Source organism: uncultured Candidatus Thioglobus sp. (assembly GCF_963981275.1).
GTDB lineage: Bacteria > Pseudomonadota > Gammaproteobacteria > PS1 > Pseudothioglobaceae > Thioglobus_A.
Genome location: NZ_CAXCCZ010000005.1, coordinates 20,462 through 35,515 on the forward strand (window position 1 = coordinate 20,462; position 15,054 = coordinate 35,515).

The window sequence follows — 15,054 nt, forward strand, 5'->3', positions numbered from 1 at the left end:
TTGATTGTATGTTTAAAATTGATGTTGAGAATGTTAATGGTAAAACCGAATCGCTCTATGTGTATGGCGAGCAGTCGATTTTAACGGAGCTCGAAGAGCACAATGTGCTGGTTAATTATTCGTGTCGCCAAGGGCATTGTGGCTCTTGTGTATTGCAACTACTTAAGGGGGATGTGATACATCAAGAGAGTCTAGTGCCTTTGTCCCAAGGTGAGATTCTGGCATGCCAAGCCAAGCCTATTACTGATATTAAAATTACCTCAAGAAATTGACAGACTGTTGAGATAGTCAAGCACCTCTGATTGATTCCCTTTAAAGACAACTCGATTTAATTTCTTTTGAATTTGATAGCTGTACATTGGATCGTAATAATCAACCAATAATGATTCAACCACAGGGATGAACCCATCAAAGCTATTGGTATTTTGATGTATCTCTAAAGCCTTCTCGACTTGCAGTTTCATTACTTTATAGCGCTCAAGCCCCAATCTTTTTTGAATTTTTTCTAAACTTCTTAGCCAATAACTAGAAAAATTATTAAAACCATTGATGTGATCTTGGGCGAGAAAGTTTTGACACATGTTGATTACATAGGCGTCCATGCTTACTTGAATGCGCTCCTCTGTTGTCGCATCAAGCAAGATCAAATCTGCCTGTGAGGTTTTGTTTTTGACACAATCTGGAATGTGTACTGTACCCACATTAGCACCCTCATCCTCAAACACCAAATGAGAATAATTTTGCTTTTTAATCAGTTCGCTAGCCAATGCATTTTCAAAGGCAATTTGGGTGGGTTGAGCGGTAGTTGTGTTGCCAAATGCAGAGCCTCGATGGTTGGCCAATCCTTCCAAATCAATCATGGGTTTAATATGCTCGAGCAGTAAAGTTTTGCCGCAGCCTGTTTGGCCACCAATAACAATAGGGGATACTTGATTCATGATGCGCTCAGTTTCATCGATTAAATATCGACGTAACGCTTTGTATCCCCCTTTTAGGCGTGGATAGTCAATACCTGAGGCTTCAAAGATCCATTGCTGTGTGATTTGACTACGCAAACCACCACGAAAGCAATATAACGCACCATTCGGATTATTTTTTATAAATTTAAGCCATGCATCAACTCGCTCTTGCTTAATATCGCCTTGCACTAATTCATGGCCAAGCTGAATGGCTTGCTCCTGGCCTTTATTTTTATAACACGTGCCAACCTGATCGCGTTGCTCATCGCTCATTAGTGGTAGGCTTTGTGCATTGGGAAAGGCGCCTTGTGCGAATTCAATGGGTGCACGTGTATCAAATAAAGGAGTTTGGTTGACGATTAAAGTATGAAAATCTTCAATTTGAGTCAGCGTCTTAGGCATTGATTTTAACCGTGGTTTGTTTCTGGGCAATGATCTCGCCAATCGCCTCAAGTGTAAATCCTGCTGAGCGCATGGTATTTTCAAATTCAGTTTGGGCTTTATGATTAACCATAATGAGTAAACCACCACTGGTTTGCGGGTCACAAATGATAGATTGCACTTCGCTACTCATTGAGCTTAGGTGGTGCCCATAGCTATCAAAATTTCTTTGAGCGCCACCTGGAGAGCACCCGTCAGCTAGATAATCTTTAATATTTGGTAAAATTGGTACTTTTTGATAATCAATAGTTGCAGAGACTTTAGAGCCTTGACAGACCTCAACCAAGTGCCCACCTAGGCCAAACCCAGTTACATCAGTAATGGCGTTGACACCGTCAATTTTTGCCAGTTTGGCGCCAATATCATTCAGCTCACACATAGTATCAATAGCTCGAGTTTCATCCTCTTTGGTGATTTTCTTTTGTTTTTGCGCTGTGGTCAAAATACCAATACCTAAAGGTTTGGTTAGATAGATTTTGTCACCCACTTGTGCTTTTGAATTTTCTTTAAGATGTTTGATTGCCACCCTGCCAGTAACCGCCAAGCCAAAAATAGGTTCTGGTGCATCAATACTATGCCCCCCTGCCAGAGAAATGCCTGCTTCAATACAAACGCTGCGCCCGCCTTCAATAACTTGTTGGCCAACTTCGGGTGGTAGCTTGTCTAGCGGCCAGCCAAAAATTGCAATGGCCATAATGGGCGAGCCACCCATGGCATAAACATCACTAATGGCGTTAGTGGCTGCAATACGACCAAAGGTATAAGGGTCGTCAACAATTGGCATAAAGAAGTCAGTGGTAGAGATAATGGCTTCGCCATTGCCTAAATCATAAACTGCAGCATCATCACGAGAAGCGTTGCCCACCAATAAATTTTGATCGTTAATATCTGTGAGTGATGACTCTAGAATGGTGTCTAAAACTTTAGGCGAGATCTTACATCCACAACCTTGTCCATGGCTGTATTCAGTGAGTTTTACGTTCAGATTTGATGACATTGATAATATCCTTTTTCCTAATTTTGTGCTGGGCGTTTTTATAAATATTCGCCTCTAATTGTTGTAATATCTCAGCTAACTCAGCCATATTCAGTGGCAAAAGCAAGTTAAACAAAGCTTTATCGCCCCTAGCAAGCTTGATTTGATTGGTTAAATTTTTGTCTGTATTTGGCTTTTTATGTTTAAACCAGATAAGCAAGGTGCTGATAAGTCCGCCAATAACAACACCTAGCAACAGATAGATGTATTTTAAATTGTTAGCCGGTAAATTGCCAGCCATGTTTACTGTCTTTTTAACTGTCTTGTTGGCGATCTTTTGCACAGCTTGAGCGCCCTCAACTTGAACGTCAATAGACTGGGTGGTAACGCTCTTTTTGCGTTGAGTATTTTTGTCAAAATAGTCTAGTGTAAAGCTTGGAATGGTGAAATTTTGATCTGCAACAATGGCAAATTTTTGTTGCCATTGGTTGTAGCTAAATTCAGATTCGTCGCTATAAACAGTAGTATTTTCAATGTCAAGATGGTATTTTTCAATATCTTCAAAATTACCCTGACCATAGATTGTAATGGTTAGGTTGAGTGCCTGTCCTTGCTTGATATTGGCTTTGTCAATGTTGGCTTTTATCTTTAGATTGCCAAATATTCTAAGCGCCTCTGGCAGTGGCTTAACCTTTAGAGTTAGTGAATTGGAGTGTATTTTTTTAATTCGATCAGTCTGGCCTAGTGAGGAAAATCCGCCAAAGACATTGTTACTACGCTTAGCGATATTGGCCACCACACTTGGAATGGTAAAATTGCCAAAGTCATCAGCACTGACTCGATAAATTAATGTATGAATGTTGTAATCTTCATCAGTAGTTTGATTAGACTTGGGTTTTTTTATGAACAACAAGCCTTTAACTTCTGGCATGATAATACTGACTTGATCGCCCATTGAGGGTGACTTTCTCTCTTTAAAGGTCACTTTCAGTTCGAGCTCATCTCCTAAAAACATCGTTTGTTTGTTTGTTTCAATTTCTAAGATGTGATCATCCCCAGCTTTGGTTTGAGTGGGTTGTTTAAGGGTGATTTCAATTGGTTGAGTGGTTTGCTCGCTACCATCTACCATAACTGTGTAGGCGGGTATGGTTAAGCTTTCATGGGGTTTAATAACAAATGATTTGCTACTTTGCCTGGAGCGCTGGTTATTTATAATGCTAATTTTTTGAGCATTACTCGTATATAAAACAGGATTTTCTTCAATTGCTTGAATACTAGGAAAGATAATATTATTGCCATTTGAACTAATGGTTAAAACCACTTGATCGCCTGGATAAAACCACGATTGATTGACGCTTGCTGTACTAAGGCTGAGTACAGGTGCACTAATCAATAAGAGCAGACTACCAAGGATTTTGTGCATTTTTATCATGTTGTTTGGTTAGAGGAATCATAAGTGTTCTAAGTTCTTTATTGAGTGATTTTTCCCAGCGTTGTTGTTTGATTGTATTGAGTTTCTTTCTTTGTTGTTGCTTGTTTTTTGGCTTTTCTTTGGTTTTATTTTTTTGAGAATTTTTCTTCTGTTTGTTATTTTTCTTGTTTTTATCTTTGTTATTTTTTTTACGCTTTCTTTTTTGTTTTTTGAGTAGCTCTAGGTTAAATAAGGCGTCTTCATCTTTTTTGATTGTTAGTGCTTCCTGGTAGCTTTCAATCGCTTCATTGATTTTGCCTGATTTGGCATATGCATTGCCAGAATTATATAAACGATCAAAGGTTAAATCTGTTTGCTTAATATCTTGGTATTTTTCTAGCGATTGTTTATATAAGCCTTGTTTATATAGGCTATTCGCCTGATTTAATAGCGCAGCATCATTGTTTATTTTGCTAAATTTATCCCCTGCAAGTTGATAATTTTGATCTTCATAGGCTTTATTAGCTTGATGAATGCTAACAAAGTCAAACAGTCCGGCTTGTGTGTTAATTGATAGTAGTAGTAACAATAGAAATTTCATGATTTTTTCGGTAATGAGAAAAAAGCAAAAAACAGCAAAAACAGCGCAAGTAACAAGGGGTAGTAGAATAATTGACGTTTTTGAATTATGCTTGTTTTTTTACTGCTTGAATGTTGTTTAAAGTGGTTGATAAATACTGACAAATCATGCTTGTTTAGCGTGTACTTTAGGTAATCTCCCTGGGTTTTTTTAGTCAGATTTTTAATCTCTAGATTCTCCTTAACAATCACCAGATTGCCATGAGTATCTTTCAAACTGCCTGTTTCAGTTTGAATACTACTGCCACGTTCGGAGGAGATGTCAAATACAAACACCTGTATATTATTGTCGATTGCATAGTCAATTTCATCTTCAAAATTGTTACTATCACCACCATCGGTCAATAATAATAATTGCTTGTTGCTGCTATTGTCAAACAAATCATTGGCTGAGTTTAGAATGTTAGCTACACTGGTTCCGGTGAGGCTGATGCTGTCTAAGCGTAGATTTTTAATTAGAAATTTAAGACTATTTAAATCATCTGTTAGTGGCGATATTAAAAATGCCTGATTGGCAAATCCTAAAATTGCCAGACGAGTGTTTTCAATATTATCAAGGCTTGCTAGTAGTTTGTTTTTGGCAAATTCAAAGCGGTTTGGGTAGATGTCGTTTGCAAGCATGGATTTTGACATATCAATAGCAATCACCACGTCACTAAGTTGTTTGTTTAGCTTTATCTCTCCAGCTTCAAGTGTTGGTCTGCTAAGTGCTAATAAAATTAGCAACATGCTTAATAGTAGTAGCCTTAAGCGTGTTTTGGTCGATATTTTATGATTATTAAGGCTGATTTTGTTCAGCACTTCTGCTGAGAATAAGTCTTCAATATGACTATTCTTGCTATGAATAAAAAACCATAGAAAGGACACAGGAATGGCTAAATATAGCGGCGCTATTTGTTCAAATTCCATGTATTTTTCCGCCAAAAATAAATCCACAAAAATATCAAAGCTAGGCTAAGTGGGTAATGAAAATAGTAGATTTTTTTTTCATATTTGTTGATATTGATCTCACTTTTTTCCAGCTGGTTAATTTGCTTGTAAATATCTTCAATGCTTTTTTGACTATTTGCTGAGAAGAATTTGGCACCTGTGCTATTAGCAATGTGCGACAAAATATCGACGTTATAGTCACGCTGATCACCCACGGCAACAGTGTAAACCTTGATCTTGTTTTCTTTAGCACGCTCAATGGCCATCTCGAGAGGGACACTATTTGTATTATCCTTGCCATCGGTTAACAAGATGGCAATTCTCTCCTTGGATTTAGAATTATTAAATAGTTTTGAACTTAAGAATAACGCCTCATACAGTGCGGTTTTGCGCTTACCCGCAACACCAATTTCGATATTACTCAGCATTTTGATAACGCTTTTTTTGTCATAAGTTAGCGGTACAACCGTATAAGCAAAATCTGCAAAAACACTCAGCGCTATTTTGTCAGTTTTTCGTTTTGAGATAAAGTCAACCATAATGGCTTTAACAATTCTAAATTTGTCTAGATGCGCCATAGAGCCGGAGGCGTCTAAAATCAAGGATATTTCATGACCTTTTGAGTTGTCCAATATGATTTGCTGAGTTTTGATCGGACTTGATAGGCCGATGATTAACAAGCTAAGAATGGCCAGTCTTAGTGTGTTGAGTAACCACTGTCTAGATCTAGTTAAACTGCCAAGCAACTCAGTATTTGGAAAATAAATAGCCCGTTTTTTTTCTTTACAAAACAACACGCAAGCAACCGCCAAAACAAGCAGTAGCAAAACATAAGGATATTCAAAGCTAAACATGAATAAAGCCTTTGATTGTTTGTATTAAATTCGCATCAAGACTGCCCACTTGCTTTTTGTATTTATAAGCTTCTAGCTCATGATTGATTTGCTCAAACTGAGCTTGATTGTCATCATTGCATAGGTATTGCGCGTACTTTTTAAAGTGGTATGCGGTGATTTTACTATTTGAAAAATCAAGATTTTGCAATTGTTCTAGAGCGAATTTTTTATCTTCATTGCGCCTAGATTTAGACATTAGCCAATAAGCCCAGGTAATGACTAGCAGTACGATAAAAACCACCACTAAAAAATAGATTAACGAATCATCGGCAATGGTAACAATTGGCTTGATATCTTTTAACTGACTCATGAGCGTAGAATTTGGCTTAACTTGATAAAGGCATTATCACAAGTATAGAGTTTGCCAGCATTGATGCGATGCTTGGCAAAATGTGAGAAAAGCTTATTATCCTGATTGTGCAGTTTAGTCTGATACTTTAAAGCCAATTTTTTGCCAATATTTGCTTTAACACAGCCTCCATGCTCGGGATTAATTAAATCTAGCTCAGCGCCAAAGTTAGGGTTTTCCTCGAGTTTATCTCGCACAATTATGGCGTTTGCCTGATGTTTGTGTGCAATTAATGAATAGTCATGATCATGATAAAAATCGCCAATAATAAAGGCCATTGATTTTTTCTGTTGCAGTAAGTAGTGGCTAAGTTCTTGAAAATCAAACTTGGTTTTTAATAAATCCCAGGACAAAATTGCCTCAATAGCTCGAAGCGCATCACCGGTATTGTTAAGCTGGAATAAGGATTGAGTTTTGTCAGCAAAAAAGACCAGCTGAGTCTGGTTTTGTTGTTTAATGGATGAGCAACCTATAAGGGCAATAATCTCGGCAATGGCCTCACTTTTAAGCCGTTGAGAGCCAAAATGCAAGCTGCTCGATAGTGCAATACAAATCACCACATTGATTTGCTTGTTCTCATTAAAGATATTGGTTTGCAATTCGCCCGTTTTACCACTGGCCGAGAAATTAATTTTACGAATGTCATCGCCAGCCTCATACGGGCGTATTTCGCAAAAATCTAATCCCTCACCACGTATTTTTGATAACTCTCCAGCTGACTTGTTGGTAAAAACATGTTTTTTAGCGCGTAGTAGTATCTCTTGAGCTAGCATGGTAATGTCTAGGGTGTTTTTATCGCCTTGAGTATTTTTTGGATAATCGAAGCTGCACTAATGTTGTCTGCTTGAGCTTGATAGCTAAGCACAATTCGATGCTGTAAAACTTCGGTCACCATGCTTGCCACATCGAGCGGCGTGACAAAATCATTGCCACGTATGAGCGCTTTAGCACAGCTGGCTTTGAATAAGTCAATACTGGCTCTCGGGCTTGCGCCAAATTCAATGAGATCTTTGATATCAGTCAGACCATAGTTTTCTGGATAGCGTGTTGCAAATACAATTTCAATAATGTATTGTTTGACCGCCTCATCCATATGAACCTGTTTGTATGACAATCGAAGGGCGCTAATATCTTCTATATTTGCCACCTGATTAACCGCCTCAAATCCATTAACAGCTACGCGATTAACCACTTCTAACTCTTCATCTGGGGTGTTATAGTCTAGAACAGTTTTTAGCATAAAACGGTCAAGCTGCGCCTCTGGTAGTTGGTATGTGCCCTCTTGCTCTACCGGGTTTTGTGTGGCCATAACCAAAAATGGCTCATCAACTTTAAAGCTCTCATTGGCAATGGTTACTTGTTTTTCAGCCATTACTTCAAGCAGTGCAGATTGTACTTTGGCAGGCGAACGATTAATCTCATCAGCCAGCAAAAGGTTGGTAAAAATTGGCCCTTGCTTGATGCTAAATTCACCGCTTTTTGGGTTGTATATTTGAGAGCCTGTAAGATCACTAGGCAGTAAGTCTGGGGTAAATTGTATGCGCTTAAAATCAATACCTAAGGCTTTTGCCAATGTATTAATAGCGGTGGTTTTTGCAAGTCCTGGCACACTTTCTACCAGGATATGCCCACCTGTAATTAAACCGATGAGCAGGTTGTCAACCAAATTATCTTGACCGATAATAACTTTTTGAATTTCAGTTTTAATTGTATTGATCATAATTAAAAAATTATTGCTTTATGCTGGGTAGGCGCTTTCTAATTTTTCGTAGAGCTGTTCAGGAGTTAGATCGGGATTATCATCCATGATTTTAAAGGCGATAACGTTATCCTCTACCTCACCCCACATCTTTACATAAGAGCCATCTTTGTAGCCGTGGTCTTGTCTGAATGTATTGAGCTGATTTTTCACCAGATAGCGCTTGTACAGTTCTGGTACGTCCATTTCCATGTGTGCGATTGCTTGGAAGAATAATGCAAATAATTGGTATAAAGAATTTTGAGATTGATCAACATTGGCACTGGCAGAGATGGCTATAATTTTTTCTAAAATCTCAACTAATTTTTCAGGATCGGTGTCGCGCTCAGGCTTCATGTCGTTATAGATTTCAGCAAAACCCGCATCACCAAAATGAATGGCTTCAGACATTAAAAAATGCCAAATATCAACCAATTCAACTTTGGCATTTTCAAGGTCTGGCTTTGCCTCTAAATCTTTCCAATGCTTCCAATTAAACGAGTCAATTGCCTCAGCAGCCTCCATATAGATACAGCGTAACCACGAAATCTGACGCCCTTCTTTAGTAGCACCTTCGGTCCAGATGGTGCCGTTGGTTGCATCATTAAGCTTTTGTTGAAGTTCGAACATTTGTTTAATTTGATTCATGTTATTTCTGTATCTTTGAGTTGATAATTAATAATTATTATATAGTGACAAGCTTTTGATTTAAGCTTGAAATGGGCTGAGTTTTCTAATGGCTATAATTAATACACCAACTGTCATAGCAAGGCTAATTGGGGTAACAACATACATCATGATAATCGGCAATAAGAATGGCAATTCTCGACCAAAATATGTCAAAAAATGCAGTTGATCAATGTTGTGCATGATGATGCTACCACCGACCATGAGCATCGCAATCATACCAATCCAAGCTAGAGTTGCCAATACTCTTGGCATGCCTTTGATCAGTAAAGATCCGATACCTTGATAAAGGCTATTTTGCTTTTCTTTTAAATAAAAGCCCACATCATCCATTTTAATAATCATGCCCACAATGCCGTAAACAGCAAAGGTGGCAATTAAACTAACAATGATGAGTACGCCTAGCTGGGTTGAGAGTGGCTCGGTTGCCACAGATGCAATAGTAAGCGCGATAATTTCAATGGATAAAATGGTATCCGTTCTTACTGCTGAATTCACTGTTACATCCTCTGCTGCGCTTAAATCTTGCGTGTCTGGTATAGAGTGTTCATGTGCGTGGTCATGCTCTTTAATGAAGCCTAATTTCTCACCAAGTGATTCTGTGCCCTCATAGGCTAAATATGAGCCGCCTAGTACTAATATTGGCGCCATAATCCACGGCGCAAAATAAGTAATAAGTATGGCGATTGGAATCATGAGGGATTTGTTGCGTAATGATTTTTTGGTAATTTTCCAAATAACCGGCAGTTCTCGTTTTGCCGCTGTATTGCTTACGTATTGCGGAATGGTGGCCGTATCATCAATCAAGATACCTGCTGTTTTAGATAATGATTTAGCCGTTTGATTTGCGATATCATCAATAGCACCCGCTGAAACCTTAGCGGCAACTGCGGATAAATCATCTGCTAAGGCGCCGATGTAGCCAATTAATCCTGCCATATTTTAGCTCTTCATTACTTTATAATTTGTACCTATGTTAATGATTAATTGTGACCTTGGGGAGTGTTTGAGCCCTAATCCAGATACACAAGTAATGCCGCTTATTGCGATGGCAAATATTGCTTGTGGCGGACATGTGGGTGATGATCACAGCATGATTAGCGCGATTGAGCTGGCGCTAGAAAATAACGTTAAAATTGGTGCTCATCCTAGTTATGATGACCAAGAAAATTTTGGGCGTGTTAGCCAAGGTTTGTCAGATGAGGCATTGTTTGATTTGATACATACTCAAGTGACTCATTTTCAAAATCTTTGTCATCAGCACGGTGCAACGCTAGACTACATTAAGCCACATGGTGCGTTGTATCACGACATGACACACCAAAGCTCGGTTTTGGCTGTTATTTGCCGAGTGATTAAATCAATTGATACTAAATTATCTTTAGTGATACAAGCGGGCAATGAGGCGCATTTTAAAAATTTCGACAATATTGATAATGGCGGTTTTTTGCATGAAGTTTTTGCAGATCGAGCCTATAGCGGCGTGCACATGATACCTCGTAGTGGGCAAAATGCTGTTTTGGAGGGTGTGGATGCCATTATTAAGCAATATCATCGATTTTCTGATGATAAATCTTTCAAAATTGATACAATTTGCTTTCATAGTGACAATAAGGCCTCTGTCGAGGCGCTAAAACGGCTTAAAAATGCATAAAATCATTCTAGCAGGGGAAAACTCGATACTGATTTACTTTGGTGATAAGATCGATAATTCACTGCCTAAAAATATCGCAAATTTTGCAAATGCGCTCAAAAATCAGTTTTCTGATGTTGTTATTGATCTAACACCCTCTTATACTTCGCTTTTAGTAAGCTACGATTTGAGCAAAGCTAGCTATTTTAAATTTTCAGCTGACGTGCAAGCCATGCTTGAGGGTTTTGAGTTTTCAGACTCAAATCAGCAGTCAAACTTGATTCACATTCCAGTTTATTATGGTTTTGAAACAGGATTGGATTTAGAAAGGCTATTGGCTGAAAAAAATATCTCACTTGATGAGTTTATCCAGCTTCATAGCTCAAATGAATATTTGGTGCATGCAATTGGCTTTAGTCCAGTGTTTGCTTTTTTGGGCGAGGTTGATATTCGCATTCAAGCGCCGCGCTTGGCAACACCAAGAATTAAGATTCCTGCAGGTAGCGTGGGGATAGCCGATAGCCAAACGGCTGTCTATCCTAGTGATTCTTCAGGTGGATGGAATATCATTGGCAGAACTTTGCTTGATCTGTCACTCGACAAGCCTGAAAATTTAGAGAAATTTAAAACTGGCGATCGGGTTAAGTTTTATTCAATTACTCGAAATGAGTATCTTAAATTTGGTGGCGAACTATGAGCTTTAAAGTTATCAAGCCAGGGTTTTTATCCACCATTCAAGACTATGGGCGTCTGTGTCATGGCGCTTATGGCATGAGTCAGTCTGGGGTGATGGATGAGCATGCCTTTAGTTGGGCTAATTATTTACTTGAGAATAACTTTAACAATGCGGTTTTGGAAATTACGTTTGGAGGGGTTGAGCTTAAAGCACTTGATGATATGCTTATTTGCGTTTGTGGTGCCGATCTTGGCTTTAAAATCAACGGCCAACTGGCGCCAATTTGGCGCAATATCCAGATTAAGAAATCAGATGTATTAAGTTGGAATTTACCCATTCACGGTATACGTACTTATTTAGCTGTTAAAGGAGGGTTTGAGACACCCGTGTTGTATGGCTCAAGATCAATTAATTTGCGTGAAAATATTGGCACAAAATTAGCCAAAAATGACGTATTGTCTTGCCAGCCTTCGAGTGGTCAATTGGCGCGTTTTATGGTGCCACAATATCTTCCTAATTATGATCATGATATTGTTTTAAGGCTGTTACCCAGCTATCAGTATGACACCTTTAGTGACTCTCAAAAAATCTTATTTTTTAGTCAAAGCTATCGTGTTAGTCAGGCCAATGATCGTACTGGGTGTCGGCTAGATGGTGCGCCTATTGCGATTAAAAAAGACAAAATGATCTCTGAAGGCATGAGCTACGGCAGTGTTGAGATTGCCACTAACGGTTTGCCTATCATCCTATTAAAAGATGCGCCAACGATTGGTGGCTATCTAAAGATTGGCACGGTGTTTTCGTTAGACTTGGCAAAGCTTGCACAAAAACAGCCAAATGCAAAAGTTAAGTTTGAGTTAATGGATATTCATCAAGCGCAAAAAGAGCGAGTAAAGTTTAATCAGTTTTTTGAAATCTCAGCAAATTGATGGTTGTTAAAGATCTGGCAGAATAGCTCTGCAGTTTTAACTGTGTCATATAGTGCTGAATGCGCCTGGGTGTTGTCAAATTCGATGCCGGCTTTAGCAATAGCCTTGGCCAAAACTGTTTCACCATAAACCAATGCCGACAAGCTAACTGTATCAATGGTGGAGAATTGGTGAAAAGGGTTTTTAAGTTTTGATCTATCACTAGCAGCGTATAAAAATCCTAAATCAAAAAAAGCGTTATGCCCTACTAAAATTGAACGTGTGCAATTCTCTTCTTTCATCTCAGTACGAATGGTTTTAAACATATCGTTTAATGCCAGCTTTTCACTAATAGCGCCACGTAGCGGATTATCTACATCAATGCCGTTAAATTTTAAAGCAGCAGGCTCAAGATTTGCGCCTTTGAAAGGCTCGGTGTGAAAATGCTGAGGCTCTTTTGAGTAAAATTTACCAGCTTCATCGATGCCGATAATGACCGCGCAAATCTCAAGCATTGCATCAGTTTGATGATTAAATCCTGCTGTTTCAATATCGATAACAACTGGCAAGTAGCCACGAATACGCTCGTTAATTTGCATTAGTTTACATCCTTAAAAAAGATTGAAGAGTTGCGATCGTGATTAAAATATTGTTGGCGCTTACTTGGAAGATCGGATATTTGCATTTGGGTAAAGCCATTTTTTGTAAACCAATTTGTGCCAAATTTAGTCAGTGCAAAAATTTTGGCAAATTGTCTTTGTTTTGCACTTTCTAGTATCTTGGTTAGTAGTTTCTTTGAAAGCCCCTTATTTTGGACATTCTGAGCTACAGCAAGCGAATAAATCTCACCCACAGCACCTTCTTGGCAATCTTTAAGCCCTGCGCAGGCAATGAGCTGGTCATCATTAAATAACAAGACAAAATCATTAATATTTTGCTCAATCTCATCTTTGCTTCTAGATAAAATTTTGCCCTCGTCAACAAAAGGCTGGATTAAATTTAAAATTTGACTGACCTTATCCACAATATACGCATCTAAAACTTTAATGAGAGACGCCTATTTTAGTCTAAAATTTAAATTTTATTTATTCGAAAACAAGAAAATGAGAAGTGATACAGTAAAAAAAGGGTTTGATAAAACACCGCACCGTTCTTTATTAAGAGCAACTGGGCTAAAAGATGAAGACTTTGACAAGCCTTTTATTGGTGTTGCCAACTCTTTTATTGAGATTATTCCTGGCCATTATTTCTTGGATAAAGTGGCAGCCATCATTAAAGATGAGATTCGTGCTGCCGGCTGCGTGCCATTTGAGTTTAACACTATTGGTGTGGATGACGGTATCGCCATGGGACATGACGGTATGTTGTTTTCATTGCCTTCAAGAGAGCTCATTGCCAATTCGATTGAAACGGTGATGAACGCACACAAGCTTGACGCAATGATTGCTATTCCAAATTGCGATAAAATCGTACCCGGTATGATTATGGGCGCTCAACGTGTTAATGTGCCGACAGTATTCGTCTCAGGTGGCCCGATGAAAAAAGGCCATACAAAAGACGGTACAGCAATTGATTTAGCCACCGCTTTTGAAGCGGTTGGCAAGCATGAAACAGGCAAAATTTCTGATGATGAGCTTAAAGATATTGAGTGTAATGCTTGCCCAAGTGGCGGTAGTTGCTCGGGTATGTTTACTGCTAATTCTATGAATACGCTAATGGAGGCAATGGGCATCGCCCTTCCAGGTAACGGCACTATTTTGGCACTGACACCTGAGCGTGAAGTGCTTTATCGTCAGGCGGCTCGCCGTGTTTGTGAAATTGCCTTAATGGAAAATCAGGAAGATCGAGATAAATTCAACATGCAAAATATCTTAAATGATAACGCTGTACGCAATGCCTTTGCTGTTGACATGGCCATGGGCGGTAGCTCTAACACTGTGCTTCATATGTTGGCTATTGCGCAAGAGGCAAATTCTGATTTTCAGCTTAGTGATATTAACAAAATTAGTAAAAACGTATCGCATATTGCTAAGATCTCTCCTTCGCTTTCAACTGTACATATGGAAGATATTAACACTGCCGGTGGCGTTAATGCGGTGATGCACGAGATGAACAAACGTGGCGAGGTGTTAATCGACAACCCAACCATTAGTGGCGAAACTTTGTATGAAAAAATCAGTGGTGCCGAGATTAAAGATACCAATATTATTCATACCATTGACAATCCATATTCTAAAGTAGGCGGTTTGGCAATTTTGTATGGCAACTTGGCAGAGCAAGGTGCAGTGATTAAAACCGCCGGCATTACCGGTGATCGTGTATTTACTGGTAGTGCGGTTTGTTTTGACTCTCAAGATGATTGCATTGATGGCATTAAGGGTGGCAAAGTTAAAGCTGGAGATGTGGTAGTTATTCGTTATGAGGGGCCTAAAGGTGGACCTGGTATGCAGGAAATGCTTGCACCTACATCGCTAATTATGGGTATGGGCTTGGGTGATAAAGTCGCCCTTATTACTGATGGTCGTTTCTCAGGTGCGACACGTGGCGCTTCTATTGGGCATGTTTCTCCTGAAGCTGCTGAAGGCGGCATGATTGGCTTACTTAAAGATGGTGATAAAATTCACATTGATGTGGATGAATACATCCTAAGTGTTGACTTATCAGAAGATGAGATTGCTACTCGAAAAGCTAACTTCAAGCCAATTAAGAAAACTCTAAGCTCTAAGTGGTTACAGCAATATCGATTACTAGTTAGAAATGCTAGTAACGGTGCAATGCTCAGAACCGAGCTGGATTAGTTTTTTATACTAA

At 38.9% G+C, this 15,054-nt stretch carries 18 protein-coding genes; 5 read left to right on the forward strand and 13 right to left on the reverse strand.

All coding sequences use genetic code 11. The annotated features are described in order from the left end of the window. Nucleotides 1-8 precede the first annotated feature (8 nt). Complete coding sequence (locus ABNR88_RS01525) at nucleotides 9-272, forward strand: 2Fe-2S iron-sulfur cluster-binding protein (RefSeq protein ID WP_291926958.1); 264 nt, start codon at nucleotides 9-11, stop codon at nucleotides 270-272. Here the strand turns inward: ABNR88_RS01525 and mnmH are convergent. The 11 genes from mnmH to ABNR88_RS01580 are packed head-to-tail and all read right to left on the reverse strand — an operon-like array spanning nucleotide 261 to nucleotide 9,965. Then, nucleotides 261-1,361 carry a tRNA 2-selenouridine(34) synthase MnmH gene (gene mnmH, locus ABNR88_RS01530; RefSeq protein WP_348669848.1) on the reverse strand — a complete coding sequence of 367 codons (1,101 nt, stop codon included), beginning with the start codon at nucleotides 1,359-1,361 and terminating at the stop codon, nucleotides 261-263. The two genes, ABNR88_RS01525 and mnmH, sit on opposite strands and share 12 nt — an antisense overlap. After that, entirely contained in the window at nucleotides 1,354-2,397 is a 1,044-nt protein-coding gene (gene selD / locus ABNR88_RS01535) for a selenide, water dikinase SelD (RefSeq protein WP_291926952.1), read from the reverse strand. Before selD ends, mnmH begins: the two co-directional genes overlap by 8 nt. Further along, nucleotides 2,366-3,799: a BatD family protein gene (locus ABNR88_RS01540; protein ID WP_291926949.1), complete on the reverse strand. Its 1,434-nt coding sequence runs from the start codon at nucleotides 3,797-3,799 to the stop codon at nucleotides 2,366-2,368. Before ABNR88_RS01540 ends, selD begins: the two co-directional genes overlap by 32 nt. Further along, nucleotides 3,780-4,388 carry a tetratricopeptide repeat protein gene (locus ABNR88_RS01545; protein WP_291926946.1) on the reverse strand — a complete coding sequence of 203 codons (609 nt, stop codon included), beginning with the start codon at nucleotides 4,386-4,388 and terminating at the stop codon, nucleotides 3,780-3,782. The genes ABNR88_RS01540 and ABNR88_RS01545 overlap by 20 nt, the downstream gene beginning before the upstream one ends. After that, nucleotides 4,385-5,335 carry a VWA domain-containing protein gene (locus ABNR88_RS01550; RefSeq protein WP_348669850.1) on the reverse strand — a complete coding sequence of 317 codons (951 nt, stop codon included), beginning with the start codon at nucleotides 5,333-5,335 and terminating at the stop codon, nucleotides 4,385-4,387. The genes ABNR88_RS01545 and ABNR88_RS01550 overlap by 4 nt, the downstream gene beginning before the upstream one ends. Then, nucleotides 5,317-6,210, reverse strand: a complete 894-nt coding sequence (locus ABNR88_RS01555; protein ID WP_348669852.1) for a VWA domain-containing protein — start codon at nucleotides 6,208-6,210, stop codon at nucleotides 5,317-5,319. The genes ABNR88_RS01550 and ABNR88_RS01555 overlap by 19 nt, the downstream gene beginning before the upstream one ends. Continuing rightward, nucleotides 6,203-6,562: a hypothetical protein gene (locus tag ABNR88_RS01560; protein WP_291926936.1), complete on the reverse strand. Its 360-nt coding sequence runs from the start codon at nucleotides 6,560-6,562 to the stop codon at nucleotides 6,203-6,205. Before ABNR88_RS01560 ends, ABNR88_RS01555 begins: the two co-directional genes overlap by 8 nt. Then, nucleotides 6,559-7,374, reverse strand: coding sequence for a DUF58 domain-containing protein (locus ABNR88_RS01565; protein WP_291926933.1), 816 nt, complete (start codon nucleotides 7,372-7,374; stop codon nucleotides 6,559-6,561). Before ABNR88_RS01565 ends, ABNR88_RS01560 begins: the two co-directional genes overlap by 4 nt. Before the next feature lie 8 nt (nucleotides 7,375-7,382). After that, nucleotides 7,383-8,321: an AAA family ATPase gene (locus ABNR88_RS01570; protein WP_291926931.1), complete on the reverse strand. Its 939-nt coding sequence runs from the start codon at nucleotides 8,319-8,321 to the stop codon at nucleotides 7,383-7,385. Nucleotides 8,322-8,339: 18 nt separating this feature from the next. Beyond that, on the reverse strand, nucleotides 8,340-8,987 hold the full coding sequence (locus ABNR88_RS01575; RefSeq protein ID WP_291926927.1) for a dUTP diphosphatase: 648 nt from the start codon (nucleotides 8,985-8,987) through the stop codon (nucleotides 8,340-8,342). A gap of 60 nt (nucleotides 8,988-9,047) precedes the next feature. Continuing rightward, a complete protein-coding gene (locus ABNR88_RS01580; protein WP_291926924.1) occupies nucleotides 9,048-9,965 on the reverse strand; it encodes a DUF808 family protein in 918 nt (305 codons plus the stop codon). Nucleotides 9,966-10,005: 40 nt separating this feature from the next. On the opposite strand from ABNR88_RS01580, the gene pxpA reads away from it, so the two are divergent. Genes pxpA through ABNR88_RS01595 form a run of 3 tightly spaced genes read left to right on the forward strand, consistent with a single transcriptional unit; the run spans nucleotide 10,006 to nucleotide 12,264 of the window. Continuing rightward, nucleotides 10,006-10,680 (forward strand): 5-oxoprolinase subunit PxpA, encoded by a 675-nt coding sequence (gene pxpA / locus ABNR88_RS01585; RefSeq protein WP_291926921.1) that lies wholly within the window; start codon nucleotides 10,006-10,008, stop codon nucleotides 10,678-10,680. Continuing rightward, nucleotides 10,673-11,356 carry a 5-oxoprolinase subunit PxpB gene (pxpB, locus tag ABNR88_RS01590; RefSeq protein WP_291926916.1) on the forward strand — a complete coding sequence of 228 codons (684 nt, stop codon included), beginning with the start codon at nucleotides 10,673-10,675 and terminating at the stop codon, nucleotides 11,354-11,356. Before pxpA ends, pxpB begins: the two co-directional genes overlap by 8 nt. Beyond that, nucleotides 11,353-12,264 carry a biotin-dependent carboxyltransferase family protein gene (locus ABNR88_RS01595; RefSeq protein WP_348669856.1) on the forward strand — a complete coding sequence of 304 codons (912 nt, stop codon included), beginning with the start codon at nucleotides 11,353-11,355 and terminating at the stop codon, nucleotides 12,262-12,264. Before pxpB ends, ABNR88_RS01595 begins: the two co-directional genes overlap by 4 nt. Here the strand turns inward: ABNR88_RS01595 and rnt are convergent. Together rnt and ABNR88_RS01605 are read right to left on the reverse strand one after the other, a co-directional pair. Further along, a complete protein-coding gene (rnt, locus tag ABNR88_RS01600; protein WP_348669858.1) occupies nucleotides 12,237-12,842 on the reverse strand; it encodes a ribonuclease T in 606 nt (201 codons plus the stop codon). The two genes, ABNR88_RS01595 and rnt, sit on opposite strands and share 28 nt — an antisense overlap. Further along, nucleotides 12,842-13,267, reverse strand: coding sequence for a GNAT family N-acetyltransferase (locus tag ABNR88_RS01605; protein ID WP_291926905.1), 426 nt, complete (start codon nucleotides 13,265-13,267; stop codon nucleotides 12,842-12,844). The genes rnt and ABNR88_RS01605 overlap by 1 nt, the downstream gene beginning before the upstream one ends. 79 nt (nucleotides 13,268-13,346) lie before the next feature. On the opposite strand from ABNR88_RS01605, the gene ilvD reads away from it, so the two are divergent. Next, nucleotides 13,347-15,041 carry a dihydroxy-acid dehydratase gene (gene ilvD / locus ABNR88_RS01610; RefSeq protein WP_291926902.1) on the forward strand — a complete coding sequence of 565 codons (1,695 nt, stop codon included), beginning with the start codon at nucleotides 13,347-13,349 and terminating at the stop codon, nucleotides 15,039-15,041. Nucleotides 15,042-15,054: the final 13 nt, after the last annotated feature.

Coding starts and splice junctions, on each gene's coding strand:
- ABNR88_RS01540 (WP_291926949.1), bottom strand. CDS start 3,799: ATGCACAAAATCCTTGGTAGTCTGCTCTTATTGATTAGTGCACCTGTA.
- selD (WP_291926952.1), bottom strand. CDS start 2,397: ATGTCATCAAATCTGAACGTAAAACTCACTGAATACAGCCATGGACAA.
- ABNR88_RS01560 (WP_291926936.1), bottom strand. CDS start 6,562: ATGAGTCAGTTAAAAGATATCAAGCCAATTGTTACCATTGCCGATGAT.
- ABNR88_RS01565 (WP_291926933.1), bottom strand. CDS start 7,374: ATGCTAGCTCAAGAGATACTACTACGCGCTAAAAAACATGTTTTTACC.
- ABNR88_RS01575 (WP_291926927.1), bottom strand. CDS start 8,987: ATGAATCAAATTAAACAAATGTTCGAACTTCAACAAAAGCTTAATGAT.
- ABNR88_RS01580 (WP_291926924.1), bottom strand. CDS start 9,965: ATGGCAGGATTAATTGGCTACATCGGCGCCTTAGCAGATGATTTATCC.
- pxpA (WP_291926921.1), top strand. CDS start 10,006: ATGATTAATTGTGACCTTGGGGAGTGTTTGAGCCCTAATCCAGATACA.
- rnt (WP_348669858.1), bottom strand. CDS start 12,842: ATGCAAATTAACGAGCGTATTCGTGGCTACTTGCCAGTTGTTATCGAT.
- ABNR88_RS01595 (WP_348669856.1), top strand. CDS start 11,353: ATGAGCTTTAAAGTTATCAAGCCAGGGTTTTTATCCACCATTCAAGAC.
- ABNR88_RS01555 (WP_348669852.1), bottom strand. CDS start 6,210: ATGTTTAGCTTTGAATATCCTTATGTTTTGCTACTGCTTGTTTTGGCG.
- ABNR88_RS01550 (WP_348669850.1), bottom strand. CDS start 5,335: ATGGAATTTGAACAAATAGCGCCGCTATATTTAGCCATTCCTGTGTCC.
- ABNR88_RS01570 (WP_291926931.1), bottom strand. CDS start 8,321: ATGATCAATACAATTAAAACTGAAATTCAAAAAGTTATTATCGGTCAA.
- mnmH (WP_348669848.1), bottom strand. CDS start 1,361: ATGCCTAAGACGCTGACTCAAATTGAAGATTTTCATACTTTAATCGTC.
- ilvD (WP_291926902.1), top strand. CDS start 13,347: ATGAGAAGTGATACAGTAAAAAAAGGGTTTGATAAAACACCGCACCGT.
- pxpB (WP_291926916.1), top strand. CDS start 10,673: ATGCATAAAATCATTCTAGCAGGGGAAAACTCGATACTGATTTACTTT.
- ABNR88_RS01545 (WP_291926946.1), bottom strand. CDS start 4,388: ATGAAATTTCTATTGTTACTACTACTATCAATTAACACACAAGCCGGA.
- ABNR88_RS01525 (WP_291926958.1), top strand. CDS start 9: ATGTTTAAAATTGATGTTGAGAATGTTAATGGTAAAACCGAATCGCTC.